Consider the following 20,731-nt stretch of genomic DNA (forward strand, 5'->3'; position numbering starts at 1 on the left):
TGGCGCAGTGTAGCGATTTGCAGGCAGGCAATCTTCGGAAAAATGATGTCGTCATCGGTCGACAGCGCATGGCGCGTTTGTCCGCCAGGTCAACCTTGGGTTGCCCGATAGCGGGCAATCTTGAATAATCGGCCAACTGAGAATTATTTGCAGATACTCATGACGCTTGCCTCCAACGATTTCCCACGCATTCTTGCCATCGAGGACGACCCGGTTCTGGGCGCCTATGTTCACGAACATCTGGGGCGCAGCGGCTTTAAGGTGACCTGGTGCCAGAACGGTCAGGAAGGGCTGAACATCGCGCGTCGCCAGCCGTTCGATGTGGTGCTGATGGACATACTGTTGCCGGGGCTCGATGGCCTGAATGTGCTGACCCAATTGCGCCAGAGCCATTCGACGCCGGTGCTGCTGATGTCCGCCCTGGGTGCCGAGGCCGATCGCATCAGTGGCTTTCGCCTGGGGGCCGATGATTATCTGCCAAAGCCGTTCAGCATGGCCGAGTTGCACGTGCGCATCGAGGCGATTCTGCGGCGGGTGGCCCTTGATCGGCGCCCGGCGGCGGTTGCGCCGTCGGTGGCCAGTGACACGCTGCGCTTTGACGATGAACAGTGCGAGGTTTTCTATAACGCGCAAGCCGCCGGCCTGACCCGCAGCGAATACCGCCTGCTGGAAACCCTCAATCGCAACGATGAAGAAGTGTTGAGCAAGGCCTTCCTCTATCAGCACGTTCTGCAACGCGGTTACGCGGCCCACGACCGCAGCCTCGACATGCACATCAGCCAGATCCGCCGCAAACTCAAGGCCATCGGTTACCTCGAGCGTGAAGTGCGCACGGTGTGGGGCAAGGGCTACGTGCTGAGTGCGCCTGATGAAAGTCTCTGACCTGCCGGGCCGGCATTCGCTGTTCTGGAAACTGGCGTGCCTGCTGGTGGCGTTCTGTCTGCTGATGATCTGGCTGAGCTGGTCCTGGGGCCGCTACATGGAGGAGCGCAACCAGTTTCTCTCCGACGAGGCGCGCGGCACGCTGAGCCGTTATGCCGCTGAAGCCGAACGGGCGTGGCAGCGCGGTGAGCGAGACGGGATCGATAACTGGTTGCAGAGCATGGAGCTGCGCGAGGCGGGTTGGGTCGGAGTGATAGACCGCAATCTGCAGTCGTTGAGCAGCGATCCGCTGAATGAACAGGAAATCCAGCACCTGACTTTTTTGCGCGGGCTCGACTGGCCGATCCACAAGCAGGGCCGGCCGTGGCTGCGGGTGCCGTTTCCCCAGGACCCATCTGCCGGCAGTCTGGTGATCGAGTTGCCCGAGCGTTTCCTGCCGGGTAAATACCGGGTGTTCTGGAGGGTGATCACCAACGGGGTGATTCCGGGGCTGTTCACCTTGCTGCTGTGCGTCGGCCTGTATCGCTTGCTGGTGGTGCCGCTGAACAATTTGCGCGAACAGGCCAACGCCTGGCGCGCCGATCAATTGAATGTGCGCCTGTCGAGCGGCATTACCGAGCGCCCGGACGAACTCGGCGAGCTGGCGCGGGCTTTCGACTCGATGTCCGAGCGCCTGCAGTCCACCGTTGCCCTGCAACAGCAGCTACTGCGGGATCTGTCCCACGAACTGCGCACGCCGCTGAGTCGATTGCGGGTGGCCAGTGAAAGCGAACAGGATCTGCGGCAACTGCGCGAGCGCATCGGCCGTGAGGTCGACGGCATGCAACGGCTGGTCGAGGACACCCTGCAACTGGCCTGGCTCGACACCGAGCGTGCGCCACTCCCGGAGGAAGCGATCCAGATCCAGGCGCTGTGGGAAATGCTCACCGACAATGCCTGTTATGAAAGCGGCTGGCCGAGCCTGCAATTGCAGTGCGCGGTGCCGTCGTCGTGCTGGGTGCGCGGTAATCTCAATAGTTTGGCGCAGGCGTTGGAGAACATTCTGCGCAACGCCATTCGTCATTCGCCCGAGGGCGGCATCGTGCGCCTCGATGGACGGCGTGACGGCGATTACTGGCATCTGTGGCTGGAAGATCAGGGCGGCGGTGTGGCTGAAGCGGATCTGGAACGGATCTTCTCGCCGTTCACCCGCCTCGACGGCTCACGGCCTGGCGACGGTGGGTTTGGCCTGGGGCTGAGCATCGCGCGCAACGCCGTACAGCGTCAGGGCGGGAGTCTGTGGGCAGAGAACAGTGGGGCGGGATTGCGGCTGAATTTGCGGTTGGTGGCTGAGGGTGATTTCGCGCCGCCTGATGCATTCGCGAGCAGGCTCGCTCCCACAGTGGATCTGCGTTCACCACAAATTGTCTGACAGCGCTGCCCCCCTGTGGGAGCGAGCCTGCTCGCGAAGAGGCCATCTGCATTATATGGATATTCAAAAGAACCCATCAAAAGTCGAACCACCAGGTGCGACTTTCAACCCCTTATTCCCATAAACCATAAGCACCGCACTTTGCGTGATATGGCCTGCGAACGTTTGCCGGTATGATAGGCGCCCCCGCACGTCTGGATTGCGAATACGCCATGACCCTGCAGTACCCAACCATCGCCGATTGCGTCGGCAACACTCCGCTGGTGCGTTTGCAGCGCCTGCCCGGTGCCACCAGCAACACCCTATTGCTCAAGCTCGAAGGGAACAACCCGGCGGGTTCGGTCAAGGATCGTCCGGCGCTGTCGATGATCACCCGTGCCGAACTGCGCGGGCAGATCCACGCGGGTGACACGCTGATCGAAGCGACCTCGGGCAACACCGGGATCGCCCTGGCCATGGCCGCCGCGATCAAGGGTTACAAGATGATCCTGATCATGCCGGACAACTCCAGCGCCGAGCGCAAGGCGGCGATGACCGCTTACGGTGCCGAGCTGATTCTGGTCAGTCAGGAAGAGGGCATGGAAGGCGCTCGTGATCTCGCCCAGCGGATGGAAGCCGAAGGCCGTGGCAAGGTGCTCGATCAGTTCGCCAACGGCGACAACCCGGAAGCGCACTACACCACCACCGGCCCGGAAATCTGGCGTCAGACCCAGGGCACCATCACCCATTTTGTCAGTTCGATGGGCACCACCGGCACCATCATGGGCGTGTCGCGCTACTTGAAAGAGCAGAGCGACAGCGTGCAGATCATCGGCCTGCAACCGATGGAAGGCTCGGCCATTCCGGGCATCCGCCGCTGGCCGCAGGAATACCTGCCGAAGATCTATCAGGCCGACCGCGTCGACCGCATTGTCGACATGGCGCAAAGCGAAGCCGAGGACGTCACCCGGCGTCTGGCCCGCGAAGAAGGCATCTTTTGTGGCGTGTCCTCGGGCGGTGCGGTGGCAGCGATGCTGCGCCTGTCCAAGGAAGTTGAAAACGCGGTGATCGTCGCGATCATCTGCGACCGTGGCGACCGTTATCTGTCGACCGGCATTTTCGACGCGCCCAACTGATGGCCAAGCACGAGAGAGGCCTGCGCTTCCAGCCCACCGGCGGCAGCAAGGCCGCGCAAATTCCGACCGGCAAAAAACAGCGCTTGAATATCGAGCGCCTGGCCAATGACGGTCGCGGCATCGCGTTTTTCGAAGGCCGCACCTGGTTCGTCCTCGGCGCCCTCGCGGGTGAAGAAGTCGAAGCGCGAGTGCTCGGCGCCCGCGGCAAAGTGGTCGAAGCGCGCACCGAACGGGTGTTCAAGGCCAGCGAGTTGCGTCGCCCGGCAGCGTGTCAGCATGCCGGTCGCTGCGGCGGTTGCAGTGTTCAACACTTGCCCCACGCCGAACAGCTTGCCCTGAAACAGCGCATGCTCGCCGAGCAGCTGTCGAAGGTCGCCGGGGTCGAACCTGAAGAATGGGCGGCGCCGTTGACCGGCCCGGAGTTCGGCTATCGCCGCCGCGCGCGGATCGCCGTGCGTTGGGACATGAAGGCGAAGAAACTCGAAGTGGGTTTCCGCGCCGCCGGCAGCCAGGACATCGTCGCCATCAACGAATGCCCGGTGCTGGTACAGCCCTTGCAACCGATCATGACCCGTTTGCCGGAGATGCTCCGTCGTTTGAGCAAACCGCAGGCGCTCGGGCATGTCGAGTTGTTCAGTGGTTCATCGCTGGCGGTGTTGCTGCGACACATGGCGCCACTGTCCGAAGCCGACCTGACGATCCTCAAGGATTTCTGCCAGTTCCATGCAGCGCAACTGTGGCTGCATGGTGAAGGCGAGCCACAACCGGTGGATGCCACGCAGTCGCTGGGCTATCGCCTGGAGCAGTGGGATCTGGATCTGGCCTGGCGGCCGGGGGATTTCATCCAGGTCAACGCCGGGGTCAACGAGGCGATGGTCGCGCAGGCGCTGGACTGGCTGAAGCCGACCGGTGACGAGCGCGTGCTCGACCTGTTCTGCGGTCTGGGCAACTTCGCCTTGCCACTGGCCAAAAGCGTGCGTGAAGTGGTGGCGGTGGAGGGCGTGCAGACCATGGTCGACCGTGCCGCTGCCAACGCCGCTAGTAACAATTTGCATAACACAAAGTTTTTTCAAGCCGATTTATCCCAGCCTTTGACCGATGCTCAGTGGATCGGAAACGGCTTTTCTGCGGTACTCTTGGACCCACCGCGTGACGGTGCTTTCGAGGTGGTGCGCAAGCTCGCGACCCTGGGTGCCAAACGGTTGGTGTATGTATCGTGCAACCCTGCAACTCTGGCGCGCGATACGGTCGAATTGATCAAGCAGGGCTACCGGTTAAAACGTGCCGGGATTCTCGATATGTTTCCTCAGACGGCGCATGTCGAGGCCATGGCGTTATTTGAAGCGAGCCAGGATGGCTCGTCTGAATCCGTCTGACCTGTCCGAGCGGCGCTCGCTTTAGCCCCACGAGCGCATCCGGGCATTGGGGGTCAGCGATTTGACGCATTGAATCTGCGTCGTAGGGAAGGTAAAGCAGCATGGTACAGGTGAGAGCACACCAGCCGATCAACACTGACGGCAGTATCAATCTCGAGGCTTGGCTCGATCACGCGGTCAGTGTCGACATGGCGCTGGATCGCGAAGCCTTGAAAGAAGCCTGCGAGTTCGCTCGCGAGGCCGAACAGCAGTCCAACGCCGCGAAGAATCTGTGGGCCGAGGGCAGCGGCAGTTTCAGTACGGGACTTGAGATCGCCGAGATCCTCGCCGACCTCAAGCTCGACCAGGACTCGCTGGTCGCGGCGGTGCTGTATCGCGGCGTCCGCGAAGGCCAGATCGAACTCGCGGCGGTCAGCCAGCGCTTCGGTCCCGTGGTGGCCAAACTGATCGACGGCGTGCAGCGCATGGCGGCAATCAGTGCCAGCCTCAGCCCGCGCCAGTCGATGGTGATGGGCACCCAGGGCCAGGTGGAAAACCTGCGAAAGATGCTGGTGGCGATGGTCGACGACGTTCGCGTCGCGCTGATCAAACTGGCCGAACGTACCTGCGCAATCCGCGCGGTGAAAACCGCTGACGACGAAAAGCGTAACCGCGTCGCCCGGGAAGTCTTCGACATCTATGCGCCGCTCGCGCACCGACTCGGCATCGGTCATATCAAGTGGGAACTGGAGGACTTGTCCTTCCGTTACCTGGAACCCGATCAATACAAACAGATCGCCAAGCTGCTCCATGAGCGGCGGCTGGACCGTGAGCGGTTCATCGCCGACGTGATGACCCAGCTCAAGGACGAATTACAGGCCACCGGTGTCGACGCCGACATCAGCGGCCGCGCCAAACACATCTATTCGATCTGGCGCAAAATGCAGCGCAAGGGTCTGGAATTCAGCCAGATCTACGACGTGCGCGCCGTGCGCGTGCTGGTGCCGGAAATGCGCGACTGTTACACCGCGCTCGGCATCGTCCACACCCTGTGGCGGCACATCCCGAAAGAATTCGACGACTACATCGCCAACCCGAAAGAGAACGGCTACCGCTCGCTGCACACGGCGGTAATCGGTCCGGAAGGCAAGGTTCTCGAAGTGCAGATCCGTACGCACTCGATGCACGAAGAGGCCGAGCTCGGCGTCTGCGCGCACTGGCGCTACAAGGGCACTGACGTCAAGTCCGGTTCCAACCACTACGAAGAGAAAATCTCCTGGCTGCGGCAGGTGCTCGAGTGGCACGAAGAGCTGGGCGATATCGGTGGTCTGGCCGAACAGCTGCGGGTCGATATCGAACCGGATCGGGTGTACATCTTCACCCCCGACGGCCACGCCATCGATTTGCCGAAAGGCGCGACGCCGCTGGACTTCGCCTACCGCGTGCACACCGAAATCGGTCACAACTGCCGTGGCGCGAAGATCAATGGGCGCATTGTGCCGCTCAACTACAGCCTGCAGACCGGTGAGCAGGTCGAGATCATCACCAGCAAGCACGGTACGCCGAGCCGCGACTGGCTGAACCCGAACCTGGGCTACGTCACCACCTCGCGGGCGCGGGCGAAGATCGTTCACTGGTTCAAGTTGCAGGCCCGTGACCAGAACGTTGCGGCCGGTAAAACCCTGATCGAGCGCGAACTCAATCGCCTCGGTCTGCCGGCGGTGGATTTCGACAAGCTGGCTGAAAAGGCCAACATGAAAACCGCCGAAGACATGTTCGCCGCCCTCGGTGCCGGCGACCTGCGTCTGGCGCAACTGGTCAATCTGGCGCAGCAACTGGTCGAGCCGGAACGCGGCAACGAACAGCTGGAGCTGATCCCGCGCAAGGCCACCGGCTACAAGCCGGGCAAGCGTGGCGACATCCAGATCCAGGGCGTCGGCAACCTGATGACGCAGATGGCTGGCTGCTGCCAGCCGCTGCCGGGCGACGCGATCGTCGGCTACATCACTCAGGGTCGTGGCGTGAGCATTCACCGTCAGGACTGTGCCTCGGTGCTGCAACTGGCCGGGCGCGAGCCGGAGCGGATCATCCAGGTCAGCTGGGGCCCGGTGCCGGTGCTCACCTATCCGGTGGACATCGTCATCCGCGCCTACGACCGTTCCGGTCTGCTGCGTGACGTCTCGCAGGTGCTGCTCAACGAGCGGATCAACGTGCTGGCGGTCAACACCCGCTCGAACAAGGAAGACAACACCGCGCTGATGTCGCTGACCATCGAGATTCCCGGGCTGGATGCGCTCGGGCGCTTGCTGGGGCGGATTTCGCAGTTGCCGAACATCATCGAGACGCGGCGTAACCGTACTCCGTGAAGATGGCTTTGTTCGAATGTGGGAGCGGGCTTGCTCGCGAAGAGGGCGTGTCAGTCGATATTTACGCTGAATGACACACCGCATTCGCGAGCAAGCCCGCTCCCACATTGGTTTTGTGTAGAGGCATGACAGATGTATTCACTTGAAGACCTGCTCCACCTGATGAACCGCCTGCGCGATCCGCAGTTCGGTTGCCCGTGGGACATCAAGCAAACCTACGCGACCATCGTCCCGCATACCCTCGAAGAAGCCTATGAAGTGGCTGACGCCATTGAACGCGGCGACTTCGATCACTTGCAGGGCGAGCTGGGCGATCTGTTGTTTCAGGTGGTCTATTACAGCCAGTTGGCCAAGGAAGAAGGGCGCTTCGAATTTGCCGGAGTGATCGACAGCATTACGCGCAAGCTGATCCGCCGTCATCCGCACGTGTTTCCCACCGGCGATCTGTACGCGCCGCTGGATGTGCCACGGCTGAATGAAGAACAGGTCAAGCAGCGCTGGGAAGAGATCAAGGCCGAAGAACGCGCCGAGAAATCCGCCGTGCCCGAGCAGCTGTCACTGCTCGATGACGTGCCCGCCGCGTTGCCGGCACTGTCGCGTTCGGCCAAGTTGCAAAAGCGCGCCGGGCAGGTCGGCTTCGACTGGCCGGATGCACTGCCGGTGCTGGACAAGGTGCGCGAAGAGCTCGATGAAGTGCTCGAAGCCATGTCCGAAAACGATCCCGACGCTGTGGCTGACGAGATCGGTGATCTGCTGTTTTCCGTGGTCAATCTGGCCCGGCATCTCAAGGTCGATCCGGAAACCGCACTGCGCGGTGCCAACGGCAAGTTCGAACGACGTTTCCGATTTATCGAACAGGCATTGCGCGACACCCGTCGTCCCATGGAAGATTGCACCCTCGAAGAGTTGGACGCCCTGTGGGGTGAAGCCAAACGCCAGGAAAAGAATGTGCCCAGCTGCGGCTGAGCCGTTGCCCAAGTGAGTAAGCATTAATGAGCCTTTCCCTTCGCGACCAGTTGCTCAAAGCAGGCCTGGTCAACCAAAAGCAGGCCAAGCAGGTCAGCAAAGACAAGCAGAAGCAACAGCGTCTGGCCCACAAGGGGCAGGCCGAGCTGGATGATTCGCAGCAGCGCGCCGCTCAGGAAGCCATGGCCGAGAAGGTCAAGCGCGACCAGGAGCTGAACCGTCAGCAGCAGGAGAAGGCCGAGGCCAAGGCCCGTGCCGCGCAGGTCAAGCAGTTGATCGAAGTGACGCGTCTGCCGAAGCTCAATACCGAGGACTACTACAACTTCGTTGACGACAAGAAGGTCAAGCGCATCTGCGTCAACACGCTGATGCGCAACAAGCTCAGCAACGGTTCGCTGGCGATCGTGCACCATGCCGGCGGCTACGAAGTGATCCCCCGTGAAGCGGCCCTGAAGATCCAGGAGCGTGATCCGCAGCGCATTGTGCAGCTCAACGTGCAGACCGAAGAGGTCGCAGCCGAGGATGATCCGTACGCGGCCTACCAGATCCCTGATGACCTGATGTGGTAAATCGGTAAAGCTGTAACAACCCAAACTGTGGCGAGGGAGCTTGCTCCCGCTGGACTGCGTAGCAGGCCCCTGCTCTTGAGTTGAAGAACAGGGCCGCTTCGCGCCCCAGCGGGAGCAAGCTCCCTCGCCACAGGTTCAATATTCGCCTAAGCGGATTTCAGATCCCGTTGCTGTTCTTGCAGTTCGAGTTCGGCCTTGTAGTTGTGGGCGTCGATCTCGTTGTGGAACATGCCGACCAGCAAGTCTTGTTGATGCACATCCCAGATCCGTACACCGGCGGCTACGCCTTCATGGGACATGTGTGAATCGTCGCGTTCAGTTACTTTTACAGTCATCTGCTAGCTCCAAATCTCAAGTTATCTGCAGCAAGGCGTGTGCAGGACTCTTTTATATGATTTGTTAGCTTGCTAAGTAAACGCTTGATTTGTGCAAGGTGTTGTTGCGGTTTTTGCAACAGTGCTGCAGCCCGCTAAATCCGCGACATTCGGTCGCAGGGCGGGAAGTTGCATGACAGAAGTTTCATTTTCAGGCGCAGTGACATCCTTTGTGGGAGCGGGCTTGCTCGCGAAGGCGGTATGTCAGACAGACTGATGTCGACTGACGCGACGCTTTCGCGAGCAAGCCCGCTCCCACAGGGTTTTGCGCTGTGGCTGCTGGTTTCAAACCGGCCAAAAAAAACGCCCCGAACCAGTCGGGGCGTTTTCATGTGGAGCTCAGCAGGGGGGAATTACTTGCCTTCCCAGCGCTTCAGCACCAGCGTGGCGTTGGTGCCGCCGAAGCCGAAGCTGTTGCTCATCACGGTGTTGATGGTGGCGTTCTCTCGGGTCTTGGTCAGCACCGGCAGATCGGCCACTTCAGGGTCCAGCTCGTCGATGTTGGCGGAACCGGCGATGAAGTTGCCTTCCATCATCAGCATGCAGTAGATCGCTTCGTGAACGCCGGCGGCGCCCAGGGAGTGACCGGACAGGCTCTTGGTCGAGCTGATCGCTGGCGCCTTGTCGCCGAACACTTCACGCACACCTTTCATTTCCGCGACGTCGCCGACCGGAGTCGAGGTGCCGTGGGTGTTCAGGTAGTCGATCGGGGTGTCGACGGTGGACATTGCCATCTGCATGCAGCGGATCGCGCCTTCGCCACTTGGGGCAACCATGTCGTAGCCGTCGGACGTTGCGCCGTAGCCAACGATTTCGGCGTAGATCTTGGCGCCACGGGCCAGCGCGTGTTCCAGCTCTTCAACCACGACCATACCGCCACCGCCGGCGATGACGAAACCGTCACGGTCGGCGTCGTAGGCGCGGGAAGCTTGTTCCGGGGTGTCGTTGCGCTTGCTGGACAGGGCGCCCATCGCGTCGAACAGGAACGACTGGCTCCAGTGCTCTTCTTCACCGCCACCGGCGAAGACGATGTCCTGCTTGCCCATCTGGATCTGTTCCATGGCGGTACCGATGCAGTGAGCACTGGTGGCGCAGGCAGAGGCGATGGAGTAGTTCAGGCCCTTGATCTTGAACGGTGTGGCCAGGCACGCGGAAACGGTGCTGCTCATGGTCCGCGTTACACGGTATGGGCCGACGCGCTTCACGCCTTTCTCGCGCAGGATGTCCAGCGCTTCCATCTGGTTCAGGGTCGACGCGCCGCCGGAGCCGGCGATCAGGCCGGTACGCGGGTTGGACACTTGTTCTTCGGTCAGGCCGGAGTCAGTGATGGCGTCTTTCATGGCCAGGTAGGCGTAAGCCGCTGCGTGGCCGACGAAACGATAGATCTTGCGATCGATCAGTTCTTCAAGGTTGAGGTCGATGGAGCCGGAAACCTGGCTACGCAGACCCATTTCAGCATATTCCGGGTTGAACCGGATGCCAGGGCGGCTTGCACGCAGGTTAGCGGAGACGGTCTCTTTGTCATTGCCCAGGCACGAAACAATGCCCAGACCAGTGATAACGACGCGGCGCATGCGAATAACCCTTAGAAGTTGTCAGTGGAGGTGAAAACGCCGACGCGAAGGCCTTCGGCGGTGTAGATTTCGCGACCGTCGACAGTCACCGAACCATCGGCGATGGCCAGGTTCAGCTTGCCCTTGAGGACGCGTTTGATATGGATGTTGTAGGTGACTTTCTTGGCGGTCGGCAGGACCTGGCCGAAGAATTTCACTTCGCCCGAACCCAGCGCACGACCACGGCCCGGCAGGCCTTGCCAGCCGAGGAAGAAGCCGACCAGTTGCCACATGGCGTCCAGACCCAGGCAGCCCGGCATCACCGGATCGCCCTCGAAGTGGCACGCGAAGAACCACAGGTCAGGGTTGATATCCAGCTCGGCGACCAATTCACCTTTGCCGTACTTGCCGCCTTCTTCGCTGATCAGGGTGATGCGATCGACCATCAGCATGTTCGGGGCGGGCAGTTGCGCGTTACCTGGGCCGAACAGCTCACCGCGACTGCAGCGCAGCAGGTCTTCCCGAGTAAAGGCGTTTTGTTTGGTCATGCGAGCTCCTCAATAATCCCATGCGGCAGGTGGGGCAAATCTTCCCGGCCGATCGACGCGTTCATGCCTCGTACCGGCAGCCTACTCATAGACTATTGCGTTGTGGTGAAAGTCACAGCACCAAGGACATGAATGTACACTTGTGCACTGAAATTTTTATTCAAGCCTCTTTTGAGGCTCGTTCGGGTGCCTAAGACTGCCGCACTTTCGCTTTTCACGCCAGTCGCAGATGGTCGAAAAACCGTCACTACTGCACCCAGCGCTGCAGAATCTGTTGTAGGTCATTGCGTTTGAACGGCTTGGCCAGATAATCGTTCATGCCCGCCGAAAGGCAAGTTTCGCGGTCGCCCTGCAACGCGTTGGCGGTCAGCGCGATGATCGGCACCTCGCGGCGTCCGGGCAGTTGGCGGATCTGCCGGGTCGCCTCGTAGCCGTCGATGATCGGCAGCCGGCAATCCATCAGAATCACTTCGAAATCATTGCCTTCAGCACTGCGCACCGCTTGCGCGCCATCGGTGGCGACGCTGACGGTAAAGCCCAGGCTGCGCAGCATCGCTTCGATGACGGTCTGGTTGACCGGATTGTCCTCCACCAGCAACACATTGCGCCCCTCGCCATGCCCGTTGCCATTGGCCGCGCGCGGCGCCGCCAGTGTCGGCAGCGTCTGCTTATATAGCGCCAGCGGGATTTCCAGGGTGAACACCGAACCCAGGCCTTCTTCGCTCTGCGCCCGCAACGTGCCGCCCATGCGTTCGGCCAGGGTGCGGGCGATCGGCAAACCGAGACCGGTGCCGCCATAGCGCCGGGAAATCGAACTGTCGGCCTGCTGGAAGGCATTGAACATCAATTCCAGACTCTCAGACGAAATGCCGATGCCGCTGTCGCGCACCGAACAGGTGAACCACAGCAACTCGTGATCCAGCGACTGCCACTGTGCCTCGATGCTGACCCGGCCACGCTCGGTGAACTTCAAGGCGTTGCCCACCAGATTGACCAGAATCTGCCGGATCCGCGTCGGGTCGCCCTGCACCTGCAAGTCGCGCATGTCCTCGGGAATCTGCAGGTTCAGGGCGAGGCCACGTTGCACCGCGCTGTGCTGGAACGACTGGGCGCAAGCACCGATCAGGTCGGCGAGGTTGAACGGGATGTGCTCAAGCTCCAGCTCCGAGCGTTCGATCCGCGAGAAGTCGAGAATGTCGTTGATGACTTTCAGCAGGTGTTCGGTGGACTCGGAAGCGAGCGCCGCGTACTCGATCTGCTCCTCGGTCATGTCGGTGGTTTCCAGCAACTGCAACATGCCCAGCACGCCGTTCATGGGGGTGCGCAGTTCATGGCTCATCATCGCCAGAAAATCGGATTTGGCGTTGTTGGCCTTTTCCGCTTCTTCACGTGTCTGGATCAGTTGCGCCATCGCCTGATGCTGTTCGCGGCTGGCCTGTTCCAGTGCCTGGGCGAGGTTGTTGATGTGCTGCGACAGCGCGCCCAACTCGGTGTCATCGACGATCGGCAGCGGGGTCTTGTAATCGCCTTGCTGAATCGCCTTGACCGCGTTGCCGATATCGCGGATCGGCGCCGACAGACTGCCGGCCAGACGCCGCGCCAGAACAAAGGTGAAGAGCAGGGCGAACAACGCCAGAATCCCGGCCTTGAGCAGAATTTCCTGTTGGCGCTGACTGAAGGCATCGTTGGACAGACCGACGATTACCCGGCCCAGGTAATCCTCGCTGGTCACGTTGTTGCTGGCTTTGGCGTCGTGGAAAAAATCGCTGTTGAGGGCGATTCGTTGCAGGCGCACCGGGGCCTGGAACACCTCGACCTGATGCGGGCGGTTGTGCGCGTCGGCGGCTTGTTCAACGTAGGCCAGAATCCGGTTGGCGCTGTCCTGCACTTCCAGAAAGCGTACGTTCGGTGTTGCGAGAGTCGCCTTGAGCAGGCTTTCCAGCACTTCGTTGTTGCCGGAAATCACCCCGTACTCGGTGGCGGGCGCCAGTTGATTGGCGATCAGTTGCCCGGTGTGATTGAGCTCCTGACGCAAATCCTGAATCCGCACGAAGGTAAAGAAACTGATCAGCAGCAGCGTGAGCAGCAGGGCCGGGCCGAGGCTGATCAATTGCGTGCGGGTGTTGATGTCCCAGCGGCGACGCAGATTCATGGGTGGCTTTCTCCTTCAGCCAACTGGCGGGCAACAGACGCTTCATCGATTGGCTCGATACCGAGGGAACGAGCGACCTGCACATTACTTGAGACTTTGAAACGATCGGGGTAGAGCGTGCGCGGCCACGTCGCCGGGGGACGATCCAGCAACCGGTCAAGGATCGCCAGCCAGTCGGGCTGATCGCTGTAAGTGCTGGCGAGGCTGCCGGCACGCACGAACGCCGCGTTCGGCCCGATCAGCGCCACTTGCCGGGAGTAGCTGCTGAGCAGCAGGTTTTTCGCGGTTTTCGGGTTGTACAGATCGGGATCGTCGAGGCCCAGCAACACGTCACTGTTTCTCAGCACGCTTTGCAACGGGCGACTGTCCTGGGTGTTGTCCCAACGCTGGCTGACGATTTGCAGGTTCAGCGGCGCAGCAGCCTGGTGCAGCTCCTTGAGCAGGAATTCGCTGTGCTGGTCGAACAGCACGCCGACCCGCCGCACCTGCGGCAGAATCCGCCGAATCAGTTGCAGTTGCCTCCCCAGCGGCGGGTCGCTCCACAGCAGACTCAAGTGCGGCGGTTGTGCGCCACCCAGGCGTTGCCGCGCTTGCAGGCGACTGATGCGCAACACCAGCGTCGCCGGCCCCTGAGACTCTTTAAGGCGCCAGTCGAGGCTGGGCAGGTCGAGCAGTATCATCCGCAGATTGGCCGGCAACTTGCCCGGTGCCGGCAGGCTGGCCAGTGGCTGGAAACGTACGTTGTCGGTGGGGCGCAGCTCGCTCAACGCCTGGACGAAGGCCTGCACACCGGGACTTTCTTCTGCGCCGGTCAACAGAATGTCGGCGGCCTGCACCGCCATGCCGTGCAGCCACGCGGTCAAAAACAGACACGCACCGGCCAGCCAGTGGCCCAGGGTTGGTGTCTTGTTTGCCGTGCCGAAGCGCACCCTAGAACTCCAGCTCGGCGCTGAAGTACAGCACCCGGCGTTCGTCGTAATTGTTGTCGACGAAAGTGGTCGGTTCGTTGTCGAGCCGTTGTTGCAGCACGCCGGCCAGTTGCAGTTGCGCCTTGCCCAGCGGGAGGCGTTTGGCGATGCGCGTGTCGACCCGTTCGAAGCGGTAGCCGTTGAGCGCGTTGTCGCCGTAATAGAACAGGGCGCTGTTCCAGCCGTGGCCCCAGTCGCGCAGCCAGCCGGCAGAGCCGCTGTTGCGCGAGGTGAATTGCTGGTCCAGCGGATTGCTCGCTTCGGCGTCGACGAAGGCGTAGGTGAAGCGCAGGCGATCGATCATGCTCAGGCGCCAGTCGAGCTGGGTTTCGCTGCCGCGAAAGCGTGAGCTGTTGGCGTTGCTGGCGATGTATTGGTTGTTGCGCAGCGGCTCGCTGATCATCCCGGTGATTTCGTCGTAGAACAGCTTCACGTCCACGGCCAGCCCCAGTTCGGCGAAATAGCCGTTGTAGCCCAGTTCGCGCGAGCGCATGTGTTCCTGATCGAGATCGCCCGGGCCACGGGTCTTGACGAAGTAGCGCGCCGAGGACTGACCGTAGGCCGAGGGCCGCAGGTTGCTCACCTGATAGCTCCAGTTGACGTTGTTCTCGAACATGTCCGGCGAACGGATCGCCTCCGAGTACACCGCGCGCAGGCCATGGCGCGGGTTGATCAGATAGTTGACCGCAAATCTGGGCGTCAGCGAACTGCCGATCAGTTGGGTGTTTTCGAACATGGCGCCGCCCTGCAACAGCCAGTGTTCGCTGGCGCGCCACTCCAGTTGGCCGAACGCGCGCCAGGTGGTGTCGTCCAGTGTGCCGTTGAAGTAGGTTTCGGAATCGGCCCGGTCATAACGATAGTTCATGCCGCTGACCAGCCGCAGGCTGTCGGACAGGCTGAGGGTGTCCTGCAATTCCAGATCGTAGCGCGACTCGCGGGCGCTTTGATCGATGTCGCCACACAGGGTCTGGCTGGCACCGTTGCGCCATTGGTCGAGCACCTGATTGGCCAGGGCCATTTCCTGTGGCGTTCCGGCTTCCGGGCCGGGGCCAGTGAAACGCGTGATGTTGCGCGCCAGGCGTTCGGTGTAGTTCGGGTTGAGTTGCCACAGCTGCGTCAGCTGCGGGCTGAACGACACTTCGGCATCACAGGCGCGCCACACCTGCTGGCGATCCCAGTGCTGGGCCGAACCTTGTATATAAAGGCTGTGTTCGGGATTGATGTCGAGATTCCAGCGCACCGAGCCGGCGTAGTCCTTGGCGATCACGTCGGAATTGTTCCCGGCAGCGGTAATCCCCGAGAACACCGGGTGGTAGGTGTAGGGCCGCTGGTTGGTACCGTCCTTCGCGTTGATCTGCCAGTCGAGGCTCTGGTTGTCGCTCAGGGTCTGGCTGACGGCGAGGCTGAAGCGGTTCAAGCGGCGGCTGTCACGGTAATCGGCGCCGGTGCGGTCGCTGTCGAAGCCATCGTCTTCCTGGCCGGACAGTGACAGACGCAGGTCGCCGCCATTCCACCCCGTGCCCTGGCTGGCATAGAAGTCGTTGATGCCGCGCTGGCCTCGGGTGACCTTCAGGCGCGTGCCGTGGCTGTCCGCCGGGTTGCGGGTGATGATGTTGACCACCGCCATCAGCGCGTTGGCGCCGTAGCTGACGGTGTTCGGCCCCCGAAAAACCTCGATGCGTTCGATGTCTTCCATGGCCACCGGAATGTCGCTCCAGTCCACCGTGGCCAGGCCTGCGCGGTACACCGAGCGGCCATCGATCAGTACCTGCATGCGCCGCGCTTCGCTGGCATTGGTCCCGTGATAGTTGACCGCCGCCTGATTGCCGCTGATGTTGCCGACCATCATCCCCGGCACCAGCCGCAGCAACTCGCTGATGTCCCGCGCGCCACTGGCACTGATCAGCTCACTGTCGATGACGGTCATGCTCCCCGGCACTTCCGCCGGCGTCTGTTTCAGGCGCGTGGCCGTCAGCACCTGCGGCAGCGTTTCGCTGTCGACAAACAGGTCGTCCGCCTGCAACACCGGGCTGAACAACAGCGCCAGCAACAGCGACGAACGCGAAGGGGCAGAGGCAAAAGACACAACACAGCCTTGATCACAAAGAATTGGCGCGCATGTTAACCGAGGACAGTGACTTTTCCAGTCACGATGCGGGCATTTTCCTCGGTTTTATTGGTCTTCTTCCTACAAGTGCCGGTAATTGACGCAGGGGCTGGCCGCGCTTCGGTCGCCCCGTATAATGCCGGCATCGCCACTGGTATGGATTAACGGATTGCATATGACTGAACAGCGCCCGATTGCGGTCCTGGGAGGCGGAAGTTTTGGTACCGCCGTGGCTAATCTCTTGGCCGAGAACGGCCATCAAGTCCGGCAGTGGATGCGTGACCCCGAGCAGGCCGAGGCCATCCGGGTCAACCGCGAGAACCCGCGTTACCTCAAGGGCATCAAGATTCTGCCGGGGGTGACGGCCGTCACTGATCTGCAGGAAACCCTCGACGCCTGCGAGCTGTGCTTCGTTGCGCTGCCCTCGAGCGCATTGCGCACGGTGCTGGCCGCCCACGCCGAGCGCCTGAGCGGCAAGATGCTGGTCAGCCTGACCAAGGGCATCGAAGCCCACACCTTCAAACTGATGAGCCAGATCCTCGAAGAAATCGCCCCGCAGGCGCGCATTGGCGTGCTGTCCGGGCCGAATCTGGCGCGGGAGATCGCCGAGCACGCGCTGACCGCCACCGTGGTCGCCAGCGAGGACGAAGATTTGTGCAAACAGGTGCAGGCGGCGCTGCATGGTCGAACCTTCCGCGTTTACGCCAGTGCTGACCGATTCGGCGTCGAGCTGGGCGGCGCACTGAAAAACGTCTACGCAATCATCGCCGGCATGGCGGTGGCGCTGGAGATGGGCGAGAACACCAAGAGCATGCTGATCACCCGCGCACTGGCCGAGATGACGCGTTTTGCAGTGAATCAGGGCGCCAACCCGATGACCTTCCTCGGTCTGGCCGGGGTAGGGGATTTGATCGTGACCTGCTCGTCGCCGAAGAGCCGCAACTACCAGGTCGGGTTTGCCCTCGGTCAGGGCTTGAGCCTGGATGAGGCGGTATCGCGTCTGGGCGAAGTGGCCGAAGGCGTGAACACCCTGAAGGTGCTCAAGGCCAAATCCCAGGAGGTGGGCGTGTACATGCCGCTGGTCGCCGGGCTGCATGCGATCCTGTTTGAGGGGCGCACGCTGGAGCAGGTGATCGGTCTACTGATGCGGGCCGAGCCGAAAACCGACGTCGACTTTATTTCCACCAGCGGTTTCAACTGATTCAACAGGAAGCGAGCCATGAACGATCCGAAAACCGAAGCCAAGTACGAATCCATTCTCCTGCGGGTGCTGTGGATGATCGTCTATGTGCTGGTCTGGCAAGTGGCGCAGTTCATCCTCGGCGCCGTGGTGCTGGTGCAGCTGATCTATCGTTTGATTTATGGCGCGCCGAGCGCCAGTCTGATGAATTTCGGCGACAGCCTGAGCCAGTTTTTGGCGCAGATCGGCCGTTTCGGCAGCTTTCACAGCGACCAGAAACCCTGGCCGTTCGCCGACTGGCCAACCCCGCGTACTCCTGAAGGCGAAGCACCGCACGCCGTGCCGCCAGCGCCGCACCCGGCCCGCGATGAGGAACCCAAGCTATGAAACTCTGGGTGTTGCGTCACGGTGAAGCGGTGCCTTATGGCTCGTGCCCTGACTCCGAGCGGGAACTGACCGAGCGTGGTCGTAAAGAGGCCTTGAGCAGCGCCGCCCATTTGATTGGTCAGCCGCTGACCGCGATCTATGCCAGTCCTTACCTGCGTGCGCAACAGACCGCACAGATTGTCCGCGAAGCCCTGGGATTCGAGCCGGAGATTCGCACGGTCGGCTGGCTGACGCCGGAGAACGATCCGGACAAGGTGGCCGATCAACTGGTGTCGGTGAGTGATGTGCTGCTGGTCAGTCACAACCCGTTGGTGGGCAATCTGCTGAGCTATCTGCAGCATGGCGCTGGGTATCCGCCGGAGAAGGTCGGCACTGCTGGGCTGGCTGAGCTGGAAAGCCCTGAACTGCTGATCGGCTCGATGACCCTCAACAGCCTCAAGCATCCCTGACGCTGATTCCTTGTGGGAGCGGGCTTGCTCGCGAATGCGCTGTGTCAGTCACTGTAAATGTCACTGATAGACCGCATTCGCGAGCAAGCCCGCTCCCACAGGGCCCTCATTTTCAGCTGAAATTATTTGTTGGAATTTTCCAACCAAGCACTTGCTTGGTTGACTACGCTTGCTCCAGACCAAAAAAACAGGAGCGAGTCGCATGTCTGCCGCATTCCGTTTGCCGCTGGACGTGTTTTACGAGCGTGAGGCCCGGCACCCGCGCCAGCGCTTTCTGGTGCAGCCCATCGGCGGCGGGCAGGTCGAGACCCTGACCTGGGCCGATGTCGGTCATCAGGCCCGTTGCGCCGCGCACTGGCTGCGCGCGCGGGAATTGCCGCAAGGCAGCCACATCGCGCTGATCTCGAAAAACTGCGCGCACTGGATCATCGCCGATCTGGCGATCTGGATGGCCGGGCACGTCTCGGTGCCGCTGTATCCCAACCTCACGGCAGACTCGGTGAATCAGGTCCTGACGCATTCGGAAAGCGTGCTGGCGTTCATCGGCAAACTCGATGACTGGCCGGGCATGTCGGTCGGTGTACCGGCGGATTTGCCAACCATCAGTCTGCCGCTGCATCCGCCGGGCGACTTCGCTTTCAGTTGGGACGACCTGCAACGCAGCTCGCCGATCCAGGACGATCCGCGCCCGGCTGCCGAGCAACTGGCGACGATCATTTACACCTCCGGCACCACCGGCCAGCCCAAAGGCGTGATGCATAGCTTCGCCAATCTCGGTTTCGCCACGACCCACGGCACCCGGTTGTTCGGACTCAATGAGCATGACCGGCTGCTGTCCTACCTGCCGCTGTGTCATGTCGCCGAACGGATGTTCGTCGAGCTGGCGTCGATCTACACCGGGCAAACCGTGTTCTTTGCCGAAAGTCTCGACACCTTTATCACCGACCTCAAGCGAGCACGACCTACCGCGATGTTCGGCGTGCCGAGAATCTGGACCAAATTCCAGATGGGGGTGTACGGCAAGATTCCGGCTAAACGCCTGGATTTCCTCCTTGGTCTGCCGTTCATTGGCAAGCGGGTCGGGCGCAAGGTGTTGGCGGGGCTGGGGCTGGATGCCTTGCGCGTGGCGCTGTCCGGCGCGGCACCGGTGCCGCAGACCCTGCTCGACTGGTATCAGAAACTCGGCCTCGATGTGCTGGAGGTCTACGGCATGACCGAGAGTTGTGGCTACTCGCACATCTGCCTGCCGGGCCAGTACAAACAGGGCTGGATCGGCAAGCCGTGCCCGGAGGTCGAGGTGCGGATCGACGCGTCCGGAGAGGTGCAGGTGCGCAGTCAGGCAAACATGCTCGGCTATTTCAAGGAACCGCAGAAAACCGCCGAAACCCTCACCGAGGACGGCTTCCTGCGTACCGGCGACAAGGGCGAGCAGGATGCCGAGGGGCGCTTGCGCCTGACCGGCCGGCTCAAGGAAATCTTCAAGACCAGCAAAGGCAAATATGTGGCCCCGGCGCCGATTGAAAACCGTCTGGCAGTGCACTCGCGAATCGAGCAGGTCTGCGTGGTTGGCGATGGTCTGAGTGCGCCGCTGGGCTTGTGTGTACTGTCGGTGGTCAATCAGGAGGAAGCGCGGGGCAGTCTGCATTTGAGTCTGGAAAAACTGCTGGAAGAGGTCAACGCCGGGCTCGACAAGCACGAGCGTCTGCGGCGGCTGGTGGTGGTCAAGGACAGCTGGGCGGTGGAAAACGGCTTTCTTACACCGACGTTGAAGATCAAGCGCAACGTCATCGAAGACACCTACGGTGCGCGGTTTGAGGAATGGAGCGCGCGCAGCGAGGCGGTGCTGTGGCAGGATTGAGCGACGATCAAAACAACAAAGGAAGCCTGCGATGACCTTGTGGCGCACCACTCCGAACATCGAGCAGTTGAATGCAATCCAGAAAAACACCATCGGCGAAGTGCTGGATATCCGGTTTGAAGCCTTCGACGAAGCGTCGCTGACGGCGAGCATGGTCATCGACCACCGCACCCATCAACCCTACGGTCTGCTGCATGGCGGCGCCTCGGTGGTGCTGGCGGAAACCGTTGGCTCGATGGCCAGTTACCTGTGCATCGATGCGAGCAAGTTCTACTGCGTGGGGCTGGAGATCAACGCCAACCATTTGCGCGGTTTGCGCAGCGGGCGGGTGACTGCAGTGGCCACGCCAATTCACATCGGTCGCACCACCCACGTCTGGGATATCCGCCTGACCAGTGATGAAGGCAAGGCCAGTTGTGTGTCGCGGTTGACCATGGCGGTGGTGCCATTGGGCGAGCAGCCGCCGGCGCGCTGAGGTTCGATGTGCCCAT

18 protein-coding genes are annotated in these 20,731 nt (G+C 61.4%); 12 read left to right on the plus strand and 6 right to left on the minus strand.

Annotation, left to right across the window (positions count from 1 at the left end):
* Positions 1-159 precede the first annotated feature (159 nt).
* The 7 genes from M0814_RS08765 (at position 160) to M0814_RS08795 (ending at position 8,664) form a co-directional block, all read left to right on the plus strand.
* Positions 160-882: a response regulator transcription factor gene (locus tag M0814_RS08765; RefSeq protein ID WP_103485462.1), complete on the plus strand. Its 723-nt coding sequence runs from the start codon at positions 160-162 to the stop codon at positions 880-882.
* Entirely contained in the window at positions 869-2,293 is a 1,425-nt protein-coding gene (locus M0814_RS08770; protein WP_103485463.1) for a sensor histidine kinase, read from the plus strand. The genes M0814_RS08765 and M0814_RS08770 overlap by 14 nt, the downstream gene beginning before the upstream one ends.
* A 212-nt stretch (positions 2,294-2,505) precedes the next feature.
* On the plus strand, positions 2,506-3,408 hold the full coding sequence (cysM, locus tag M0814_RS08775) for a cysteine synthase CysM (RefSeq protein WP_027612303.1): 903 nt from the start codon (positions 2,506-2,508) through the stop codon (positions 3,406-3,408).
* The gene (gene rlmD, locus M0814_RS08780; protein ID WP_103485464.1) at positions 3,408-4,784 is read left to right on the plus strand and encodes a 23S rRNA (uracil(1939)-C(5))-methyltransferase RlmD; all 1,377 of its coding nucleotides are present in this window, start codon (positions 3,408-3,410) and stop codon (positions 4,782-4,784) included. Before cysM ends, rlmD begins: the two co-directional genes overlap by 1 nt.
* 101 nt (positions 4,785-4,885) lie before the next feature.
* Complete coding sequence (gene relA, locus M0814_RS08785) at positions 4,886-7,129, plus strand: GTP diphosphokinase (RefSeq protein WP_003227159.1); 2,244 nt, start codon at positions 4,886-4,888, stop codon at positions 7,127-7,129.
* A 132-nt stretch (positions 7,130-7,261) separates the two neighbouring features.
* The gene (mazG, locus tag M0814_RS08790) at positions 7,262-8,095 is read left to right on the plus strand and encodes a nucleoside triphosphate pyrophosphohydrolase (RefSeq protein WP_103485465.1); all 834 of its coding nucleotides are present in this window, start codon (positions 7,262-7,264) and stop codon (positions 8,093-8,095) included.
* A 26-nt stretch (positions 8,096-8,121) separates the two neighbouring features.
* Complete coding sequence (locus M0814_RS08795; protein WP_003227155.1) at positions 8,122-8,664, plus strand: DUF2058 domain-containing protein; 543 nt, start codon at positions 8,122-8,124, stop codon at positions 8,662-8,664.
* 146 nt (positions 8,665-8,810) lie between these two features.
* Here M0814_RS08795 and M0814_RS08800 read toward each other — a convergent pair whose 3' ends face one another.
* The 6 genes from M0814_RS08800 to M0814_RS08825 form a co-directional block, all read right to left on the minus strand.
* On the minus strand, positions 8,811-8,999 hold the full coding sequence (locus M0814_RS08800; RefSeq protein ID WP_003227153.1) for a hypothetical protein: 189 nt from the start codon (positions 8,997-8,999) through the stop codon (positions 8,811-8,813).
* 392 nt (positions 9,000-9,391) lie between these two features.
* Positions 9,392-10,612, minus strand: coding sequence for a beta-ketoacyl-ACP synthase I (gene fabB / locus M0814_RS08805; protein WP_007968959.1), 1,221 nt, complete (start codon positions 10,610-10,612; stop codon positions 9,392-9,394).
* 11 nt (positions 10,613-10,623) lie between these two features.
* Entirely contained in the window at positions 10,624-11,139 is a 516-nt protein-coding gene (gene fabA / locus M0814_RS08810; protein WP_003227150.1) for a 3-hydroxyacyl-[acyl-carrier-protein] dehydratase FabA, read from the minus strand.
* 247 nt (positions 11,140-11,386) lie between these two features.
* Positions 11,387-13,291 carry a response regulator gene (locus tag M0814_RS08815; RefSeq protein WP_003227145.1) on the minus strand — a complete coding sequence of 635 codons (1,905 nt, stop codon included), beginning with the start codon at positions 13,289-13,291 and terminating at the stop codon, positions 11,387-11,389.
* Positions 13,288-14,220: an ABC transporter substrate-binding protein gene (locus M0814_RS08820; protein ID WP_103485466.1), complete on the minus strand. Its 933-nt coding sequence runs from the start codon at positions 14,218-14,220 to the stop codon at positions 13,288-13,290. The genes M0814_RS08815 and M0814_RS08820 overlap by 4 nt, the downstream gene beginning before the upstream one ends.
* Before the next feature lies 1 nt (position 14,221).
* Entirely contained in the window at positions 14,222-16,345 is a 2,124-nt protein-coding gene (locus M0814_RS08825) for a TonB-dependent receptor (RefSeq protein ID WP_103485467.1), read from the minus strand.
* 196 nt (positions 16,346-16,541) lie between these two features.
* Here M0814_RS08825 and M0814_RS08830 point away from each other — a divergent pair, with 196 nt between their 5' ends.
* From M0814_RS08830 to M0814_RS08850, 5 genes are all read left to right on the plus strand, one after another.
* Positions 16,542-17,567: an NAD(P)H-dependent glycerol-3-phosphate dehydrogenase gene (locus tag M0814_RS08830; protein WP_103485468.1), complete on the plus strand. Its 1,026-nt coding sequence runs from the start codon at positions 16,542-16,544 to the stop codon at positions 17,565-17,567.
* Positions 17,568-17,585: 18 nt separating this feature from the next.
* Positions 17,586-17,933: a DUF4389 domain-containing protein gene (locus tag M0814_RS08835; protein WP_095137170.1), complete on the plus strand. Its 348-nt coding sequence runs from the start codon at positions 17,586-17,588 to the stop codon at positions 17,931-17,933.
* Positions 17,930-18,382 (plus strand): phosphohistidine phosphatase SixA, encoded by a 453-nt coding sequence (sixA, locus tag M0814_RS08840; RefSeq protein ID WP_103485469.1) that lies wholly within the window; start codon positions 17,930-17,932, stop codon positions 18,380-18,382. Before M0814_RS08835 ends, sixA begins: the two co-directional genes overlap by 4 nt.
* A gap of 202 nt (positions 18,383-18,584) precedes the next feature.
* Complete coding sequence (locus M0814_RS08845; RefSeq protein WP_103485470.1) at positions 18,585-20,240, plus strand: AMP-binding protein; 1,656 nt, start codon at positions 18,585-18,587, stop codon at positions 20,238-20,240.
* A 31-nt stretch (positions 20,241-20,271) separates the two neighbouring features.
* The gene (locus M0814_RS08850) at positions 20,272-20,715 is read left to right on the plus strand and encodes a hotdog fold thioesterase (RefSeq protein WP_003227133.1); all 444 of its coding nucleotides are present in this window, start codon (positions 20,272-20,274) and stop codon (positions 20,713-20,715) included.
* Positions 20,716-20,731: the final 16 nt, after the last annotated feature.

Origin of the sequence: Pseudomonas sp. MWU12-2020, assembly GCF_023100605.1 — a bacterium.
GTDB lineage: Bacteria > Pseudomonadota > Gammaproteobacteria > Pseudomonadales > Pseudomonadaceae > Aquipseudomonas > Aquipseudomonas fluorescens_H.

What these genes read in the sequence shown, in the direction of transcription:
- M0814_RS08765 (WP_103485462.1), top strand. Translation starts at nt 160, where the DNA reads ATGACGCTTGCCTCCAACGATTTCCCACGCATTCTTGCCATCGAGGAC.
- M0814_RS08770 (WP_103485463.1), top strand. Translation starts at nt 869, where the DNA reads ATGAAAGTCTCTGACCTGCCGGGCCGGCATTCGCTGTTCTGGAAACTG.
- cysM (WP_027612303.1), top strand. Translation starts at nt 2,506, where the DNA reads ATGACCCTGCAGTACCCAACCATCGCCGATTGCGTCGGCAACACTCCG.
- rlmD (WP_103485464.1), top strand. Translation starts at nt 3,408, where the DNA reads ATGGCCAAGCACGAGAGAGGCCTGCGCTTCCAGCCCACCGGCGGCAGC.
- relA (WP_003227159.1), top strand. Translation starts at nt 4,886, where the DNA reads ATGGTACAGGTGAGAGCACACCAGCCGATCAACACTGACGGCAGTATC.
- mazG (WP_103485465.1), top strand. Translation starts at nt 7,262, where the DNA reads ATGTATTCACTTGAAGACCTGCTCCACCTGATGAACCGCCTGCGCGAT.
- M0814_RS08795 (WP_003227155.1), top strand. Translation starts at nt 8,122, where the DNA reads ATGAGCCTTTCCCTTCGCGACCAGTTGCTCAAAGCAGGCCTGGTCAAC.
- M0814_RS08800 (WP_003227153.1), bottom strand. Translation starts at nt 8,999, where the DNA reads ATGACTGTAAAAGTAACTGAACGCGACGATTCACACATGTCCCATGAA.
- fabB (WP_007968959.1), bottom strand. Translation starts at nt 10,612, where the DNA reads ATGCGCCGCGTCGTTATCACTGGTCTGGGCATTGTTTCGTGCCTGGGC.
- fabA (WP_003227150.1), bottom strand. Translation starts at nt 11,139, where the DNA reads ATGACCAAACAAAACGCCTTTACTCGGGAAGACCTGCTGCGCTGCAGT.
- M0814_RS08815 (WP_003227145.1), bottom strand. Translation starts at nt 13,291, where the DNA reads ATGAATCTGCGTCGCCGCTGGGACATCAACACCCGCACGCAATTGATC.
- M0814_RS08830 (WP_103485468.1), top strand. Translation starts at nt 16,542, where the DNA reads ATGACTGAACAGCGCCCGATTGCGGTCCTGGGAGGCGGAAGTTTTGGT.
- M0814_RS08835 (WP_095137170.1), top strand. Translation starts at nt 17,586, where the DNA reads ATGAACGATCCGAAAACCGAAGCCAAGTACGAATCCATTCTCCTGCGG.
- sixA (WP_103485469.1), top strand. Translation starts at nt 17,930, where the DNA reads ATGAAACTCTGGGTGTTGCGTCACGGTGAAGCGGTGCCTTATGGCTCG.
- M0814_RS08845 (WP_103485470.1), top strand. Translation starts at nt 18,585, where the DNA reads ATGTCTGCCGCATTCCGTTTGCCGCTGGACGTGTTTTACGAGCGTGAG.
- M0814_RS08850 (WP_003227133.1), top strand. Translation starts at nt 20,272, where the DNA reads ATGACCTTGTGGCGCACCACTCCGAACATCGAGCAGTTGAATGCAATC.